Source organism: Bacillus sp. FCW2 (genome assembly GCF_021228595.1).
In the GTDB taxonomy this organism is placed as follows: domain Bacteria; phylum Bacillota; class Bacilli; order Bacillales; family Bacillaceae; genus Bacillus; species Bacillus velezensis.
The window spans coordinates 4,140,302-4,141,552 of sequence record NZ_CP089436.1 but is presented as its reverse complement, the minus strand read 5'-3'; the positions used below and the strand labels follow the sequence as shown (position 1 = coordinate 4,141,552).

The following is a 1,251-nucleotide window of genomic DNA, read 5'->3' as shown; positions in this document are numbered from 1 at the left end:
AACTGAACTACCGGACCATTTTTTGGTTGCGGGGGCAGGATTTGAACCTGCGACCTTCGGGTTATGAGCCCGACGAGCTACCGAACTGCTCCACCCCGCGATGATAATTAAATTAGATATGGCGGAGGAAGAGGGATTCGAACCCCCGCGGGCTTTGACACCCCTGTCGGTTTTCAAGACCGATCCCTTCAGCCAGACTTGGGTATTCCTCCGTATAAGTGGTGGACCTTGTAGGACTCGAACCTACGACCGGACGGTTATGAGCCGTCTGCTCTAACCAACTGAGCTAAAGGTCCAATGGTAGCGGCGGAGGGGATCGAACCCCCGACCTCACGGGTATGAACCGTACGCTCTAGCCAGCTGAGCTACACCGCCAAAAAACAATTAAAATCAAGTGGAGCCTAGCGGGATCGAACCGCTGACCTCCTGCGTGCAAAGCAGGCGCTCTCCCAGCTGAGCTAAGGCCCCGAAATGGTCGGGAAGACAGGATTCGAACCTGCGACCCCATGGTCCCAAACCATGTGCTCTACCAAGCTGAGCTACTTCCCGTTTTCAAAAGTATGTATGGCGCGCCCGAGAGGAGTCGAACCCCTAACCTTTTGATCCGTAGTCAAACGCTCTATCCAATTGAGCTACGGGCGCAACAATAAGTGCCGAGGGCCGGACTTGAACCGGCACGGTAGTCACCTACCGCAGGATTTTAAGTCCTGTGTGTCTGCCAATTCCACCACCCCGGCATGGATGGTATAGTATAGTTGGAGCGGAAGACGGGATTCGAACCCGCGACCCCCACCTTGGCAAGGTGATGTTCTACCACTGAACTACTTCCGCGTTTGGCAATGCGGATGAAGGGACTTGAACCCCCACGTCTGTAAAGACACTAGAGCCTGATTCTAGCGCGTCTGCCAATTCCGCCACATCCGCAAGAAAAACATGGTGAGCCATGAAGGACTCGAACCTTCGACCCTCTGATTAAAAGTCAGATGCTCTACCAACTGAGCTAATGGCTCTTATTACAAGAGACTTATATAGTATAACATATAAAGGTGGTGCCGGCAAGAGGACTTGAACCCCCAACCTACTGATTACAAGTCAGTTGCTCTACCAATTGAGCTACACCGGCTTAATACGCCAACTTATGTATGATAGGAATGGTGGAGGATGACGGGCTCGAACCGCCGACCCTCTGCTTGTAAGGCAGATGCTCTCCCAGCTGAGCTAATCCTCCATATATTACACTTACGTGTAATA

The 1,251-nt window shown here is 52.3% G+C and carries 11 tRNA genes and 1 rRNA gene (1 of these 12 running past the window's edge); 1 reads left to right on the top strand and 11 read right to left on the bottom strand.

Features of this window, described 5'->3' with window-relative positions:
* Positions 1–23: 23 nt before the first annotated feature.
* The 11 genes from K3G25_RS20555 to K3G25_RS20505 form a co-directional block, all read right to left on the bottom strand.
* Positions 24–100 (bottom strand) — tRNA-Met (locus K3G25_RS20555).
* Positions 101–119: 19 nt separating this feature from the next.
* A tRNA-Ser gene (locus tag K3G25_RS20550) sits at positions 120–212 on the bottom strand.
* Positions 213–219: 7 nt separating this feature from the next.
* A tRNA-Ile gene (locus tag K3G25_RS20545) sits at positions 220–296 on the bottom strand.
* Between the two features lie 2 nt (positions 297–298).
* Positions 299–375 (bottom strand) — tRNA-Met (locus K3G25_RS20540).
* Positions 376–395: 20 nt separating this feature from the next.
* Positions 396–468, bottom strand: a tRNA-Ala gene (locus K3G25_RS20535).
* Between the two features lie 4 nt (positions 469–472).
* Positions 473–549: transfer RNA gene (locus K3G25_RS20530), tRNA-Pro, on the bottom strand.
* Between the two features lie 16 nt (positions 550–565).
* Positions 566–642: transfer RNA gene (locus K3G25_RS20525), tRNA-Arg, on the bottom strand.
* Positions 643–651: 9 nt separating this feature from the next.
* A tRNA-Leu gene (locus K3G25_RS20520) sits at positions 652–737 on the bottom strand.
* 19 nt (positions 738–756) lie between these two features.
* A tRNA-Gly gene (locus K3G25_RS20515) sits at positions 757–831 on the bottom strand.
* 9 nt (positions 832–840) lie between these two features.
* Positions 841–924 (bottom strand) — tRNA-Leu (locus K3G25_RS20510).
* A 10-nt stretch (positions 925–934) separates the two neighbouring features.
* Positions 935–1,010 (bottom strand) — tRNA-Lys (locus tag K3G25_RS20505).
* A 59-nt stretch (positions 1,011–1,069) separates the two neighbouring features.
* Here K3G25_RS20505 and K3G25_RS20500 point away from each other — a divergent pair.
* Positions 1,070–1,251: ribosomal RNA gene (locus tag K3G25_RS20500) — 16S ribosomal RNA — on the top strand (it continues 1,366 nt past the right edge of the window).